The 14,473-nt window shown below is 70.5% G+C and carries 13 protein-coding genes; 10 read left to right on the top strand and 3 right to left on the bottom strand.

The window, feature by feature from the left end:
- The 7 genes from RMO04_RS14840 to phnE (RMO04_RS14870) all read left to right on the top strand — a co-directional run.
- The coding region (locus RMO04_RS14840) for a family 20 glycosylhydrolase (RefSeq protein WP_309645543.1) at nucleotides 1-1,812 on the top strand (1,812 nt) is incomplete at its 5' end.
- On the top strand, nucleotides 1,802-4,297 hold the full coding sequence (gene ptsP, locus RMO04_RS14845) for a phosphoenolpyruvate--protein phosphotransferase (protein WP_309645544.1): 2,496 nt from the start codon (nucleotides 1,802-1,804) through the stop codon (nucleotides 4,295-4,297). The genes RMO04_RS14840 and ptsP, both read left to right, overlap by 11 nt.
- A 1-nt stretch (nucleotide 4,298) precedes the next feature.
- Nucleotides 4,299-5,981: an N-acetylglucosamine-specific PTS transporter subunit IIBC gene (gene nagE, locus RMO04_RS14850; protein WP_309645545.1), complete on the top strand. Its 1,683-nt coding sequence runs from the start codon at nucleotides 4,299-4,301 to the stop codon at nucleotides 5,979-5,981.
- Nucleotides 5,982-6,144: 163 nt separating this feature from the next.
- The gene (gene phnD / locus RMO04_RS14855) at nucleotides 6,145-7,104 is read left to right on the top strand and encodes a phosphate/phosphite/phosphonate ABC transporter substrate-binding protein (RefSeq protein ID WP_309645546.1); all 960 of its coding nucleotides are present in this window, start codon (nucleotides 6,145-6,147) and stop codon (nucleotides 7,102-7,104) included.
- A complete protein-coding gene (locus RMO04_RS14860) occupies nucleotides 7,101-7,949 on the top strand; it encodes a PhnD/SsuA/transferrin family substrate-binding protein (protein ID WP_309645547.1) in 849 nt (282 codons plus the stop codon). The genes phnD and RMO04_RS14860 overlap by 4 nt, the downstream gene beginning before the upstream one ends.
- Nucleotides 7,946-8,827 (top strand): phosphonate ABC transporter, permease protein PhnE, encoded by an 882-nt coding sequence (gene phnE, locus RMO04_RS14865; protein WP_309645548.1) that lies wholly within the window; start codon nucleotides 7,946-7,948, stop codon nucleotides 8,825-8,827. The genes RMO04_RS14860 and phnE (RMO04_RS14865) overlap by 4 nt, the downstream gene beginning before the upstream one ends.
- Entirely contained in the window at nucleotides 8,824-9,639 is an 816-nt protein-coding gene (gene phnE / locus RMO04_RS14870) for a phosphonate ABC transporter, permease protein PhnE (RefSeq protein ID WP_309645549.1), read from the top strand. Before phnE (RMO04_RS14865) ends, phnE (RMO04_RS14870) begins: the two co-directional genes overlap by 4 nt.
- Here the strand turns inward: phnE (RMO04_RS14870) and RMO04_RS14875 are convergent.
- Entirely contained in the window at nucleotides 9,620-10,483 is an 864-nt protein-coding gene (locus RMO04_RS14875; RefSeq protein ID WP_309645550.1) for a PfkB family carbohydrate kinase, read from the bottom strand. The genes phnE (RMO04_RS14870) and RMO04_RS14875 overlap by 20 nt on opposite strands.
- A gap of 153 nt (nucleotides 10,484-10,636) precedes the next feature.
- Between RMO04_RS14875 and phnC the strand changes: the two genes are divergently transcribed.
- Genes phnC through phnN form a run of 3 tightly spaced genes read left to right on the top strand, consistent with a single transcriptional unit; the run spans nucleotide 10,637 to nucleotide 12,643 of the window.
- Nucleotides 10,637-11,413: a phosphonate ABC transporter ATP-binding protein gene (gene phnC, locus RMO04_RS14880; RefSeq protein WP_309645551.1), complete on the top strand. Its 777-nt coding sequence runs from the start codon at nucleotides 10,637-10,639 to the stop codon at nucleotides 11,411-11,413.
- Complete coding sequence (locus RMO04_RS14885) at nucleotides 11,413-12,102, top strand: DapH/DapD/GlmU-related protein (RefSeq protein ID WP_309645552.1); 690 nt, start codon at nucleotides 11,413-11,415, stop codon at nucleotides 12,100-12,102. Before phnC ends, RMO04_RS14885 begins: the two co-directional genes overlap by 1 nt.
- Nucleotides 12,095-12,643 carry a phosphonate metabolism protein/1,5-bisphosphokinase (PRPP-forming) PhnN gene (gene phnN / locus RMO04_RS14890; protein WP_309645553.1) on the top strand — a complete coding sequence of 183 codons (549 nt, stop codon included), beginning with the start codon at nucleotides 12,095-12,097 and terminating at the stop codon, nucleotides 12,641-12,643. Before RMO04_RS14885 ends, phnN begins: the two co-directional genes overlap by 8 nt.
- On the opposite strand, the gene RMO04_RS14895 is transcribed toward phnN, so the two are convergent.
- Together RMO04_RS14895 and RMO04_RS14900 are read right to left on the bottom strand one after the other, a co-directional pair.
- Nucleotides 12,633-13,337, bottom strand: a complete 705-nt coding sequence (locus RMO04_RS14895; RefSeq protein ID WP_309645554.1) for a DUF1045 domain-containing protein — start codon at nucleotides 13,335-13,337, stop codon at nucleotides 12,633-12,635. The two genes, phnN and RMO04_RS14895, sit on opposite strands and share 11 nt — an antisense overlap.
- Complete coding sequence (locus RMO04_RS14900) at nucleotides 13,334-14,473, bottom strand: alpha-D-ribose 1-methylphosphonate 5-triphosphate diphosphatase (RefSeq protein ID WP_309645555.1); 1,140 nt, start codon at nucleotides 14,471-14,473, stop codon at nucleotides 13,334-13,336. The genes RMO04_RS14895 and RMO04_RS14900 overlap by 4 nt, the downstream gene beginning before the upstream one ends.

Raw genomic sequence — 14,473 nt, forward strand, 5'->3', positions numbered from 1 at the left:
CGGCACTTCCAGAGCGTGGCGTTCATCAAGGGCCTGATCGACCAGATGTCGCTGGCCAAGCTCAACACGCTGCACTGGCACCTCACCGACGACCAGGCCTGGCGCCTGGAGATCCGCAAGTATCCGCGATTGACGCAGGTCGGCGCCTGGCGGGTTCCCGCCGGTCCGGCCGCGGCCAAGGACATCGACCCCGCGACCGGCAAGCCACGCATGATCGGCGGCTTCTACACCCAGGACGAGGTGCGCGAGTTGGTCGCCTACGCCGCGGCGCGCCACATCACCATCGTGCCGGAGATCGAGATGCCGGGCCACGCGCTGGCGCCGATCCTGGCCTACCCCAGCCTGGGTTCCGCGCCCCCGCCCTCCGAGAACATCTCCGGCGATTGGGGGGTCTTCCCCTATCTCTACAATGTGGAAGAGCCGACCTTCGCCTTCCTGGAAGACGTCCTGGCCGAGGTCATCGAGCTGTTCCCCAGCCGCTACATCCATGTGGGCGGCGATGAGGCGGTGAAGGACCAGTGGAAATCCAATCCTGGCGTCCAGGCGCGGATGAAGGCTCTGCACATCGCCAGCGAGACCCAGCTTCAAGGCTGGTTCATCTCGCGGATCGAACAAGCCCTGAAGGCTCGCGGCCGCCGCCTGATCGGCTGGGACGAGATCCTGGAGGGCGGCGTGGCCAAGACCGCCACGATCACCTCCTGGCGCGGCGTCGACGGGGCGATCATCGCCGCCAAGCTGGGGCACGACGCCATCCTCTCGCCGGATCCAACGCTCTATTTCAACAATCGCCAGAGCACTTCGCCGGATGAACCGCCAGGGCGCGGCGCGGTGGTGACCCTGAAGCAGGTCTACGACTTCAATCCCATGCCCGCCGCGCTGGACGAGGACGAGCGCCACCACCTCCTGGGGGTCCAGGCCAACCTTTGGACCGAGCACGCCCGCACCGAAGAGCGGTCCGCCAGGATGCTGTTCCCCCGCGCCGCGGCGCTCGCGGAAATGGCCTGGTCTCCGGCCGACCGGCGCGACTGGGCCCGGTTCGCCGACCGCTTGCCGTCGCAGCTCGCGCGCTACCGTGCGCTGGGCCAGGCCTATGACGAGACCCCGCTCAAGGTTCGGGGCCTGGGCGCGCCGTCCGGCGACGGCGCCCGGCTGGCGCTGCTGGGCGCCGAGGAGGTGGGCGAAATCCGTTACACGCTGGACGGCTCGACCCCAACGCCGGCCTCACCGGTCTATGGCGCGCCGCTGGAGGCGAAGCTGGGCGCCACCGTCCGCGCCCAAGCCTATCGCGCGGGCCAGGCGCTGGCGCTGGTGTCGGAGATCAAGGTTGACGCTCGTTCGATCCGCACACGGAAGAGTCAGGAGCTGAGATCCTGCGGCGCGGGCATCCTGCTGAACCTGGAGGACGACGCCCCCGTGCGCGGCGAGCGTGCGACGTTCCTGATCGATCTGATGGCGCCCTGCTGGATCTACGAGGGCGCGGACTTGACCGGCGTTTCCACCATCGAGGTCGCCGTGGGCCAGCTCCCGTTCAACTTCCAGATCGGCAAGGACATCGAGAAGATCGCCTTCCGCCCGCCGGCCACGCCGCAAGGCGAACTGGAGGTGCGACAGGGCTCTTGCCATGGGGCGGTGGTCGCGGTCCTGCCGCTGGCTCCGGCGGCGGGGTCGCAAGGCGTGACCGTCCTGACCGGCGAGATCAAGGGGGAGGCCGGTCCGAGCGACCTGTGCTTCACCTTCACCCAGAAGACGGTGGCGCCGATGTGGGCGCTGGACCGCGTCACCCTGGTCGCGGAGGCTCACCGTGGCCGCTGATCTCGTCCTTCTCTCGCCCCTGGCCGGCTGGGTCGCCGCCCTGGACGAGGTCCCTGACCCGGTCTTCGCCGAGCGGATGCTGGGCGACGGCCTGGCCATCGAACCGACCGAGGGCGTGGTCTGCGCGCCCTGCGACGCCGCGGTGATCTCCGTCCATGCCGCGCGCCACGCCGTCACCCTGCGGACCGCCGGCGGCGTCGAGATCCTGATCCACGTCGGGCTGGAGACCGTCGCCCTGAACGGCGAGGGGTTCGAGGTTCATGTGGCCGACGGCCAGGCCGTGAGGACCGGCCAGCGCCTGATCGGTTTCGACCTCGATCGCCTGGCGCGACGGGCCAAGAGCCTGATCTCGCCCATGGTGATCATCGACCCGGCCGGCCACACGATCGCCCTGGGCCAGGCCGGTCGCATGGTCGCGGCGGGCGAGCGGCTGATCGAACTGACCCGCGGTGAGGCCATCGCCAGCGAGGCCGGCCCGCTGGCCGGACCCACCGTCGAGCGACGCCTGGTCATCCCGATGCTTCACGGCATGCATGCCCGTCCGGCCGCTCGCGTGGCGGAGATGGCCAAGTCATTTCCGGCGGAGATCTCGCTGGCCACCGTCAGCCGGCGGGCCAACGCCAAGAGCCCGGTGGGGCTGATGACCCTGGGCCTGCGTCACGGCGACGCCGTCCTGCTCTCAGCCACCGGCGACCAGGCCCATGCGGCGGTCGCGGCCGTGGCCGCCCTGATCGAGGGTGGCATGGGGGAGGGCGCGCCGGTCGCGGCCGCGCCGTCCGAGGCGGCGGCGACCGTCCTGGCGAATCCTGGCCAACTTCGCGGCGTGATGGCCGCGCCCGGCCTGGCGGTGGGCAAGGCCGTGCGGCTGTTTCGCGCCGAGATCGCCGTGGTCGAGGCCGGCGCCGGCGCGGCGCGGGAGGACGCCGCCCTGGCGGCGGCGCTCGCCGAGGTTCAGGCGCGGATCGCCGTCATGGCCGGCGAGGGCGACAAGGCGCGCCGCTCGATCCTGGGCGCCCACGCGGCCTTCCTCGAGGACCCGGAACTGACCGGCCAGGCGCACCGGCGGATCGCCGAGGGCAAGAGCGCCGGCTTCGCCTGGAAGGCGGCGGTCGGCGACTATGTGGAGGCCCTGCGCGGCCTGCGCGATCCCCGCATGGCCGAGCGGGTCGACGACCTGATCGACCTGGAGCGGCGCGTGCTTCAGGCCCTGACCGGGGAGGAGGACCGCGCCCCGGACTTGCCGTCCGGATCCATCCTGTTGGCCGAGGAACTGCTGCCTTCCCAACTCATGGCGCTGGACGCCTCGCGCCTGGCCGGAATCTGCACCGCCAAGGGTGGTCCCACCAGCCATGTGGCGATCCTGGCGGCCGCCATGGGGGTGCCCTGTCTGGTTGCGGCGGGGCCGGGAGTGGCCGCGATCCGCGATGGGACCTGCCTGATCCTCGACGCCGACGCGGGCTCGTTACAGGCGGCGCCGACCGCCGCGGCCCTCGAAGCCGCCCAGACCGCGCTGGCCGTCCGCCACGAACGCCGCGCCGCGGCGCGCGCCACGGCGCGCGAGGACTGCCGGATGGCCGACGGCACGCGGCTCGAGGTGTTCGCCAACCTGGGCTCCCTGGAAGACGCCCAGGGCGCGCTCGCCGCCGGGGCGGAGGGCTGCGGCCTGCTGCGCACCGAGTTCCTGTTCCTGGGCCGAGAGACCGCCCCCGACGAGGACGAACAGGCCGCCCAGTACCGGGCCATCGCCGAGGCCCTGGAAGGCCGTCCGCTCATCGTGCGGTTGTTGGACGTCGGTGGCGACAAGTCTGCCGCCTACCTCCCCATCGCGGCGGAGGAGAATCCGGCGCTCGGGGTCCGTGGGGTGCGCGTGCTGCTGCGCCGGCCGCAACTGTTGCGGACCCAACTTCGCGCCATCCTGCGCGGCGCCCCGGGCGCCAAGATCATGGCGCCCATGGTGGCCAGCCTGGCCGAGTTGAAGGCCGTCCGCGCGGCGCTGGACGAGGCCCGCCGCGACGTCGCCTTCGAGGGCCGGGTCGACCTGGGCGTGATGATCGAGACCCCGGCGGCGGCGATGATCGCCGACCAGTTGGCGGGCGAGGCCGATTTCCTCTCGGTGGGGACCAACGATCTCACCCAGTACACATTGGCCATGGACCGGGGGAATCCCGAGCTGGCCGCCGAAGTCGACGCCCTGCATCCGGCCGTGCTGCGGCTGATCGCGGCGACGGTGGAGGGCGGGCGCAAGCACGCGCTCTGGACCGGCGTCTGCGGCGGCCTGGCCGGCGACGTGGCCGCCGCCCCGATCCTGATCGGCCTGGGGGTCAGCGAGCTTTCCATGCCCCGCGCCGCCATCGCCGAGGTCAAGTCGATGATCCGCACGCTCGCCCCCGGCGTCTGCCGCAAGCTCGCCGCAGAGGCGCTGGCCCAGGACTCGCCCCTGGCGGTGCGGGCGCTTTCCAACACCTTCCTGACCGGAGGCGCCTGAGATGGTTTCGCCCCTCGAAAGCCTGCAGTCCCTGGGCCGCGCCCTGATGCTGCCGATCGCGGTCCTGCCGGTGGCGGGTCTGCTCCTGCGCCTGGGTCAGCCCGACCTGCTGAACATCGCCTTCGTGGCGGCGGCCGGCGAGGCGATCTTCGCCAATCTCGGCCTGCTGTTCGCCGCCGGGGTGGCGGTCGGCCTGGCCCGCGACAACAACGGCGCGGCGGGGCTGGCCGGCGTGGTCTGTTTCCTGATCGCCACCCACGGCGCCCAGACCCTGCTGCACGTCCCGCCCGAGGCATTGAAGGGCATGGTGGGCGACGCCGCCGGTCTGGCCACGGCCGCCTTCAAGGAAAAGGCGATCGCCAAGATGGCGGTGCCGATCGGCATCGTGTCCGGCGTGATCGGCGGGCAGTTCTACAACCGTTTCTCCAACATCAAACTGCCGGAATACCTCGCCTTCTTCGGCGGACGCAGGTTCGTGCCGATCGTCGCGGGCTTCGCGGGCCTAGGCCTCGCCGGCTTCGTGGGGTTCAGCTATGAGGCGGTGAACTCGGGGATGGACGCCGCCAGCCGCGTCATCATCGGCTCGGGCGAACTCGGGCTCTTCATCTACGGGGTGCTGAACCGCGCGCTCATCGTCACCGGCCTGCACCACATCCTCAACAACATCGCCTGGTTCATCGTGGGCGACTTCGGCGGGGCGACCGGCGACCTCAATCGCTTCTTCGCGGGCGACCCTTCGGCCGGCGCCTTCATGGCGGGCTTCTTCCCGGTGCTGATGTTCGGACTGCCGGCGGCCTGCCTGGCCATGTACCACGCCGCGCCGGCGGCGCGGCGCAAGGCGGTGGGTGGGATGCTGGGCTCCATGGCGCTGACCACCTTCCTGACCGGCGTGACCGAGCCGATCGAGTTCACCTTCATGTTCCTGGCGCCGGCGCTCTATGTGATCCACGCCCTGCTGACGGGCCTGTCCTTCATCGTCATGAGCCTGCTGGAGGTGAAGCTGGGCTTCGGCTTCTCGGCGGGCCTGTTCGACTATGTCCTGAACTTCAACAGGGCTACGCGACCCTGGCTGCTGCTGCCGGTGGGCCTGGCCTATTTCGCCCTCTACTACGGCCTCTTCCGCTGGGCGATCCTGCGCTTCGACCTCAAGACCCCGGGACGGGACGCGCTCGATCCGGCCGCCGAGCGCGCGGCGCCCGTCAGCCTGGGCGATCGGGGCGGCGACTTCGTCCAGGCGCTCGGCGGCGCCGCGAACCTGATCGGCATCGACGCCTGCACCACGCGTCTTCGCCTGGTGCTGCAGGACCCCCAAGCTGTCGATGAAGCCGCGCTGAGGCGCCTGGGCGCGCGGGGGCTGGTGAGACCCTCCGAACGCGCGCTGCAGGTGGTTCTGGGTCCGCTCGCCGACCAGATCGCCGGTGAGATGCGCCAGGCGGCGCAGGCCGCACCGCCGCCCCTGGCCGCCGAGGCGATGGCCTGGCGCGCCGCGCTCGGCGGTTCCGGCAACATCGCACGGTCGGGCGGGTCAGGTTCGCGGCTGTGGGTGGACGTCGAGGATCCGGGGCAGGTCAATGTGACGGGCCTGGACGCCCTGGGCGCGCGGGCGACGATCTGGCCCGCGTCGAAGACGATCCACGTCTTGATCGCGGGCAACGCGGCCGCCCTGGCCGAGGGGCTTGGCTGATCGCGGGCGCCGGGGGCCACGGCGGGACGCACTCATTCGATCTGCGACAAGTCGCCGATCTTGGGAAAAACCGTCATGTCCGCGTCACGGGCGCGACACGGCGCGGCGGCATCGATAACGCCGTCAGCGCCTTGTTCCCGACGGCGCGAAGTGATGGTGCGCGATGCGACGATCAGCCTGGCTCTGCGCGCTTTCGGCGACCATCGCCACGCTCCTGGCCAGCTGCGGTCAGAAGCCGGACGCCGCGGCGACCGGCGATTGGCGCAGCGGCATCAAGGAAGTCCGCATGGCGGTCAGCGGCAGCAACGACGATCCCATGATCGTGCGGCGCCGGGGCGTCTATCAGGCCCACCTCGCCAAGGCGCTGGGTCTGCCGGTCAAGCTGTACGAGAGCTCGGACTACAACGGCGTGATCCAGGCTCTCTCGTCGGGCCAGGTCGACCTGGCCCAGATGGCGGGTGGTTCCTACGCCAATGTCGACGCCCAGGTCGGCGAACTGGTGGCGCCGATCCTCAGTCTGCGACAGGCCGAGGGTGGGACGGGATACTACTCCTCCATCGTGGTCCGCGCCGACAGTCCCTACCGTTCTGTCGCCGACCTGAAGGGTCGCAGCCTGGCCTATGTCGATTTCAACTCGACCTCGGGCTATCTCGTGCCCCGCGCCAAGCTTCGGGAGCAGGGGATCGATCCCGACACCTATTTCGGCAAGACTGGGTTCGCGGGCGGCCATACCCAGGCGGTGATGTCGTTGGCCAACGGCCAGTTCGACGCGGCGATCCTGCAGGCCAGCGGCGGCGATCCGGAGCACGGCTTCAGCCGAGGCGCGCTACACACGATGGCGCGGCGCGGACTGGTGGAAGTCGAGGATTTCCGCATCATCTGGACCGCGGGGCCGATCCCCAGCGAAGCCTTCGTGGTCCGCACCGACCGGCCTCAGCCGATGATCGACCTGGTGCGGGGCGCCATGGGCGCCTTGCCCTACGACGAACCCGACCTTTGGCCGGAGCTCGGCCAGCTCGACGGCTCCGCCTACACATCGGTCAACCGCGACCACTACAAGGACATCATCGCCCTGCGCGCCGCCGATCTCGCGCAGCGGCGCGGCCAGGGGGGCCGGCCATGAAGCGTTCGCTTGTCGCGGGCCTTGCCGCCGCCCTGCTGACCGCCACCGGCGCCGCGGCCGCCGAGCCGCTGCGCATCGCGGCGATCTCACCCAAGGCCGGACCCTGCGCGGCGCTCGGCGCGGCCAGTCCCGCCGGGGAGAAGGCCTATTACGACCACCTCGCCAAGCGCCTCGGGACGGTCGTCCAACGGTGTCCGGTCGCCAGCGCCGCGGAGGCCGCCACGGCGCTGGCCGCGGGCAAACTCGATCTCGCCGTTCTCGACCGCGCCGCGTTCGCGCCGGTCAGCGGCACGGCCCGCGCAATCCTCACCCTGCGCCCACAGGGTGGTCTGAACCGTATCGTGATCGTGCTCGCGGTCCCCGCCACAAGCCCCGCTCGAAGCCTGGTCGATCTGCGCGGCAAGACCCTGGTGCTTGGCGGCGCCACGCCCGCCGCCCTGGCCGTGCCGCGTCAAGCCATGGCCGACCGTGGCGCGACGACCGGGTTCTTCGGCCAGGAACGGGTCGAGGCCGACGGCGAGGCCGCCGCGGCCGTTCTGCGCGCAGGTCAGGCGCAGGCCATGGCCTTGCACGCCGCGGCCTGGCAGCGCCTGTGCCCCAAGGTGGCGGTGAAGAAGGCCAAACCCTGCACTGATCTCAGGGTCCTGGCTCGAATCCGGCCCCAGGCGTCCCAGGCGATCGTCGTGCGTCAGGACATGCCGCTGGACACCCGCTACCGGCTGATCGGGATCCACATGCCGCTGCATCTGGAGAACGCCACCGCCTTCGCCTGGGCCTCGGCCTGGTCGCCCAAGGCCGCGGAGTTCGAGCCTACCGAGGCCCAAGCCCTGGTGGCGACGCCGTGAGTTCCGCCGTCGAGTCGTTCGAGACCCTGCGCCGGCGCACCCTGCGCCGCCAGCGGCTGCGGGCCTTGGCCGGTTTGCTGATCTTCTCGGCGATCCTCCTGGTTTCGTTCCAGCGCAGCCAGTTCTTCTCGTCCGACATCGGCGGCGACCCGCTTGGCCGGGTGGCCGACTTCCTGGCGCGGATGATCCCGGACCTCAAGGCCGACGCGCTCACCGCCGACAGCCGGACCAAGGGCTCGCTCGCCTGGTGGTTCTACGACCTGCCGGTCTGGCTCAAGCTGGGCTGGCAGACCGTCGAGATGGCCATCGTCGCCACCGTCCTGGGCGCCATCGGCGGCCTGGTCGCCGCCTTCCTCTGCGCGCGAAACCTGATGCCTTTTCCCGCCGTGCGGTTCGTGGTCCGACGGACGCTGGAGGCCATTCGCACACTGCCGGACCTGATTTTGGCGCTGATTCTGGTGGCGGCCTTCGGCGTCGGCCCGCTGGCCGGCGTCATCACCCTGGCGATCTCCACCCTCGGAAGCCTGGGCAAGCTGTTCTCGGAGATCAACGAGGAGGTCGATCCCCATCAGCTTGAGGCCATGGCCGCGGCGGGCGTCGGCCCCTTGAGCCGCATCCGATACGGCGTCATCCCCCAGGTGCTGCCCAACTACGCCTCCTACGTGCTGATCCGCCTGGAGGGGAACCTGGCCGGGGCCGCGGCCCTGGGCATCGTCGGCGCGGGCGGCATCGGCCTAGAGCTGCAGCGGGCCATCACCTACACCGAGTTCGACACCTACCTGGCGATCCTGCTGCTGATCGTCTGCATGATCTTCGTCATCGACCTGAGCTCCGAGGCGATCCGCCATCGCTTGATCGGACTGGACGGCGCGAAATGAGAGACGAAGCCTATCAGCGTGCCTTGGCCGCGGCGCCGGGCGCGCTTCGGCCGCGGGGACGTCTCGTTCAGGGCGGGCTGATCGCCGCCGGCCTGGCGGCCTTCGTGGCCATGTGCGTCGACCTCCAGCTCGCGCCCGACGCCCTGTTCGCCGGACTCGACAAGCTGGCGAAGTTCGCCGAGGGCGCATTTCCGCCGTCGGACGGGGGGGACCTGCTGCGCATCGTCAAGGCCCTGGCCGAGACCTTCGCCATGGCCTTCGCCGGAACGGTCCTGGCGGCCTTGGCCGCCCTCCCGCTCGGCGTGCTGGGCGCCAAGACGGTGGTGGGCCAGCCGGTGCTGCACTTCGCGTTCCGGCGGGCGCTGGACTGGTTCCGCGGCGTCCCGGCTCTGGTGTGGGCGCTGATCCTGGTCTCGGCGTTCGGCCTGGGTCCCTTTGGCGGGGTGATCGCGCTCGCCCTGGCTGACATCCCCAGCCTCGCCAAGCTGTTCTCCGAGGCCATCGAGAATGGCGACGATCGGCCGATCGACGGTGTCCGCTCCGCCGGTGTCTCCCCGCTGATGGAACTGCGCTATGGCTTGGCGCCCCAGGTGACGCCGGTCATGGCCAGCCAGTGCCTGTTCTTCCTGGAGAGCAATTTCCGCAACGCCGCCGTGCTGGGCATTGTCGGCGCCGGCGGCATCGGCTTCGAGTTGGAAGAGCGGATCCGCATCTTCGCCTTCGACGAGGTGGTGTTCATCGTCGGGCTCTACATGCTGTGTGTCGCCGCGCTGGACACTGTCTCCCAGCGCCTCAGGGCGAGCCTGGCCTGAAGGCAGGGAAGTCGCCGGCCAACGGCGCCGAACTATCGAGACCCACCGCGATCGCGCCCCAGGCGCAGGCCGCGCTCAGGGCCGCCTCGATGCCCGCCCCGGCGACGAGGGCGTCCAGAAGGCCGGCGGCGAAGGTGTCCCCGGCGCCGGTGGCGTCGACCACCTTGGCCGGGGACGGCAGGACGCGGATTTGATCGTTCGGACCATGGGCCACGACCTCACCGGCGCCGTGGGTCATCACCATCCAGGCCAGCCGTTCGCCGACCTGGGCGCGTCCGGCGGCGAAGGGCGCGGCGCGGACAGCTTCGTCGCAGTCGTCGGCGGAGGCGATCAGGACATCGCATGGGCCGGCGAAGCCGCCGCAAGGCCAGTGGGCGACAACCGGCCCAAGGCAGGCTTGCGCCCAGGTCTCGGCGCCGGGATAGGCCGCGCGTACATACAGGCCCTGGAAACCAACATCGGCGGACGGCGGCGGGATCGGCGACGGCGGAACAAGGCCCATGTCCAACCCCAGCACCAGGCGCTCTCCAGCCGGATCGATCAGGATCAGGGTGGTGCGGCTGAAGCCCGGCCGGCGAACCACCAGCGCCGTGCCCAGCCCCGCCGACCGCGCCTGGCCCAGCGCGACATCGGCGTCGGCGTCCTCGGCGATGACGGAGATCAGCCTGACCTTGTGGCCCGCGCGCGTCAGGGCCACCCCCGCATTGGCGCCGCCGCCGCCGAGCCGACCGGCCAGCACGCCGCCCAGGCTGTGACCGCTGAGCCGCGCGCCGGGCAGCGGCGGTCCGCTGAGCCGCACAGGCCGGTCCAGCGCCAGGGCGCCGATCACCACAAGGTCCTCCATGAAAGCCTCCCTGAGCCATCTGTAGTCACGCTGGGTGACGGCGACGCAACGCCGACAAATCGGCGGCTGATGCGGAGGCGGCTTGCGCGCCCGTCACGGACGGGTCACGCCGCAGGCCTAGGCTCCCACGCAGAGATCAGCCCCGGAGGTCCGATGCTCGAGCTGCATGGCGTCACCAAGCGTTTCGGCGAGACCCTCGCCGTCGACCAGGTTTCCTTCAGCTGCGAACGCGGCGAACTGGTGGGGATCATCGGCCGATCCGGCGCCGGAAAATCGACCCTGCTGCGGATGATCAATCGGCTGAGCGACCCCACCGACGGCAAGATCACCTGGGACGGCGAGGATGTCAGCCGCTTGAAGGGGCGGGCGTTGCGGCGCTGGCGGCGACGCTGCGCGATGATCTTCCAGCAGTTCAATCTGTGCCCGCGCCTGGACGTCATCACCAACGTCCTGGTGGGGGTGGTGGCCGAGCGACCGTTGGCGGCGTCGTTGATCAAGTTCTTCCCGGCCGCCGACCGGGCCCGCGCGATCCTGGAGTTGGACGCCCTGGACATGGCTCACGCCGCCCTGCAACGGGCCGGCACGCTGTCGGGCGGGCAGCAGCAGCGGGTGGCCATCGCACGCGCCATGCTCCAGGAACCGGACCTGGTGCTGGCCGATGAGCCGGTGGCCTCGCTGGACCCGGTCAACGCCGAGGTGGTGATGGACGCGCTGCAGAAGATCTGCCGCGAGCGCAACGTGCCGGTGATCGTCAACCTTCACAGCCTGGAGATCGCCCGGCGCTACTGCACGCGCATCGTGGCCATGGCCAAGGGCGCCATCGTGTTCGACGGTCCGCCCAGCGCGCTGACGCCCGCCGTGCTGGAGCGGGTCTATGCCGGCCGCGCCGCGCGAACCCCGGAGCCGCTGGCCGTCGTGGAAGCCGCCTGATGAGCCTGCGTCTCGCCGAGCTCACGCTCGAACCCGGCTATCGCTACTATGACCGGCACATCGCGCTTCCGGACGAGGAGACGCTCGATCCCGCCCAGCCTGTGATCCACAAGGACGCCTCGGTTCACGACTGCATCCTGGGGCCTTGGACCCGGATCGGCGCGCGGACCAGTTTCTCCGAGGTCTCGATGGGCGCCTACAGCTACATCGTCAACGACGCCTCGGCGACGTACACCGAGATCGGCAAGTTCTGTTCGATCGCCCGCGACGCCCGGATCAATCCCGGTAACCATCCGACCTGGAAAGCCGCCCAGCATCACTTCAGCTATCGGGCGCGCTCATACGACCTTGGCGCCGAGGACGACCACGAATTCTTCGAGTGGCGGCGATCGCATCGCGTGACCTTGGGCCACGACGTCTGGATCGGCCACGGTGCGACGGTCCTGCCTGGCGTGACCATCGGAACCGGATCAGTCGTGGGTGCGGGCGCCGTGGTCTCCAAGGACGTTCCGGCCTTCACCATCGTCGGCGGGGTTCCGGCCAAGCCGATCCGAGAACGCTTCCCCAAGGCGGTCCAGGATGGTCTTCTGGCGATAGCCTGGTGGGATTGGAGCCATGAGCGCCTCGCCGACGCCCTCGAAGACTTCCGCCGCCTCGACGCCGACGCCTTTGTCGAGAAGCATGGCTGAGCCTGGCCTGCTGGTCCTGGTGGTCGGGCCCTCGGGAGCCGGCAAGGACACCCTGCTCGACTGCGCCAAGGCGATCCTTGAAGACGACGCGGCCGTGGTCTTCGCGCGTCGCGAGATCACGCGCGCCCAGGACGCCGGCGGGGAAGACCATGTCGAGGTCAGCCAGGAGGCCTTCGACGCGCGGCAGGCCAATGGCGGCTATATCCTGTCATGGAAGGCCCATGGCCTGGGCTACGGCGTGCCCGCCGGTCTCGCGGACGAGATCGCGGCCGGCCGACGGGTCGTGGTCAATGTCTCGCGCGCGGTTGTCGAGGAGGCCCGCGCCCGGTTCGCCAGGGTCCGCGTCGTGTCGATCACCGCCAACGCAGCGATCCTCGCCCAACGCCTGGCGGCGCGCGGCCGCGAGACCGCGGCGCAGATCAAGGCGCGGCTCGCCCGCGCCGAGGCCGTTGAGGTCTCGGGCGACGATGTGGTGGAGGTCCGCAACGAAGGCGAGGTGGTCGCCGGAGTCGCCCAGCTTCTCGAAGCGATCAGGCGCTAGCGAGCACCGTCTCGAATCCGAACCGCTGTAGAACGGCGAACGGCGCCTCGCGGTTCGCCTGTTTGAACACCGCGACGCCGTCGAACCGATGTGGCCCGGCTTCTTCCGCGAAGTGGCTGCTCAAAGCCGCCAGCACCCGCTCGCGCAACTCCTCGTCGCGGATCTGGCCGGTCAGGGTCATGTGGAACCGGAAATCCTCGAACACATAGGGATAGCCCCAGGCGATCAGGCGGGCGTCCTGCTCAGATGTCAGCTGCGCCTTGCGCCGGCGCGCCAGGTCGAAGTCGCTGAGCGGCGCGCGGAACCTGTCGAAGTCGCGCACGCAGGCGCTGTGCAAGGCCTCGAGCTCCGCCGAAGGCTGCTGCTCGCGGAAGGCCAGGAAACGCCCCAGGGCGGCCGGGGCGATGGCGACCTCAAAGGGTGCGCGGGCGGCCGCGAACCGCGCGGCGAAGTCCAGCAGCTCGGTCTCGGCGACGCCGGCGGTCAGCTCGAAAGGCGCCTTAAGCGTCGCATGGAAACCGTAGCCGCGCGGATCGGCTGTCAGGGCGTGAAGATCTAGGCCGTCCAGCTCCGCCAAGGCCGGGCGCGTCAAGTCCTGCCCGGCATAGGCGTCGCGGCCAAGCCAGGCGCTGGCCTTGCGCCACAGCGCGGTGTCGGGCGCAGGCGCGTAGTAGATCGCGTAGCGGGGGCTCATGCGACCCGCAGACCTTGGCGCCAGACCTCGACCGGCACCGGCCAGCCCCCCGAGCGGCGCGAGACCCGCACGAGGTCGGCGCGCTGGCCCGACGCGATCTCGCCGCGATCGGTCAGACCGAGACTGCGAGCAGGCCCGGCCGCGACGGTCGCCATCGCCTTTTCCGGCGCCCAGCCGAAATCGTCGATCAGCATGAAGGCGGAACGCAGCATGGAGAGCGGCACATAGTCCGAGGCGAGGATGTCGAGCACGTCGTTCTGGGCGCACTCCCGAGCCGACAGATTGCCCGAATGCGACGATCCGCGCACGAAGTTCGGACCGCCCATGCAAATCGCCATGCCATATCCCCGGGCGGCCTTGGCGGCGGCCAGGGTCACTGGGAATTCGGCGATGACGCAGCCGTCGGCGTGGGCCTCCTCGACCTGTTCGAGGGTCGCGTCGTCGTGGGCGCACAGCGGCACGCCGTATTCGCGGGCGAAGGCCACCACGCTGCGGCGGTTGTCGTGAGCCACGCCAGGATCGCGACCGGCATGGCGGCGGGCGATCATCTCGTCGATCTCCGCCTCGTTGCGGCCCGCGGCCACCATGCGGGCCTGTAGCGCGCCGATGTCGGAGGTCTGCCGTTGGCCGGGCGTGTGATCCATCACCGACAGCAGCTTCAGGCGCGGATTGTCGGCGTGCGGCTCAAGCAGCGACAGCAGTTCGGGATTGGTCACCTCGCAGCGGAGGTGCAGCAGGTGCTCGGCGCGCAGGGCGCCGTCCGCCTGGGCCTGGTCCATCCCGCCGATCATCGGGCCGAGCGCGGTCTTGCGGTCCAGGCCCTCCTTGCGGCCATGCAGGCTGAGCGAGTCCAGCACCGTGGTGATGCCGGCGGCCGCGCACTGGCCGTCGTGCGCCAGGGCCGCGCCGTAGGCGTCCCACAAGGCGCCCGGCCGGGGCTGGTAGTGCTTTTCCAGGTTGTCGGTGTGGATGTCGACCAGGCCCGGAACAACCACGTCGCCGCTCCAGTCAAACGCCCCGCGCGAGGGGCCGGCCCCGCCGTCCACCGCCACGATCAGGCCGTCGCGAACCACGATCTCGGCGGAGAACTGGCCGTCCGACGTGACAACAGCGTCGGAATAGATGCGCAGTTCCAT

The organism is Phenylobacterium sp. (assembly GCF_031412415.1).
Classification (GTDB): Bacteria; Pseudomonadota; Alphaproteobacteria; order Caulobacterales; family Caulobacteraceae; genus Phenylobacterium.